We start from the raw sequence: 376 nt of genomic DNA on the forward strand, positions 1-376 counted from the left end.
CCAAGGTCCGCAAGGATTCCAAGGAGCGCAAGGGTTCCAAGGTCCGCAAGGGTTCCAAGGTCCGCAAGGGTTCCAAGGTCCGCAAGGTGCTCAAGGATTCCAAGGACCACAAGGTGCTCAAGGGCCACAAGGTGCTCAAGGACCACAAGGATTCCAAGGAGCGCAAGGGTTCCAAGGTCCGCAAGGGTTCCAAGGTCCGCAAGGATTCCAANNNCCACAAGGTGTTCAAGGACCACAAGGGTTCCAAGGAGCACAAGGATTCCAAGGCCCGCAAGGTGTTCAAGGTCCACAAGGGTTCCAAGGTGCTCAAGGATTCCAAGGTCCGCAAGGCGTTCAAGGTCCACAAGGTGCGCAAGGATTCCAAGGTCCACAAGGG

The 376-nt window shown here is 56.8% G+C and carries 1 pseudogene; it reads left to right on the forward strand.

Annotated elements, in window-relative coordinates:
* Positions 1-211 (forward strand): annotated as a pseudogene (locus tag ASU00_RS25915) (hypothetical protein); the annotation flags it as partial.
* Positions 212-376 lie beyond the last annotated feature (165 nt).

The sequence above is a fragment of the Peribacillus muralis genome (assembly GCF_001439925.1).
Taxonomy (GTDB): Bacteria; Bacillota; Bacilli; order Bacillales; family DSM-1321; genus Peribacillus; species Peribacillus muralis.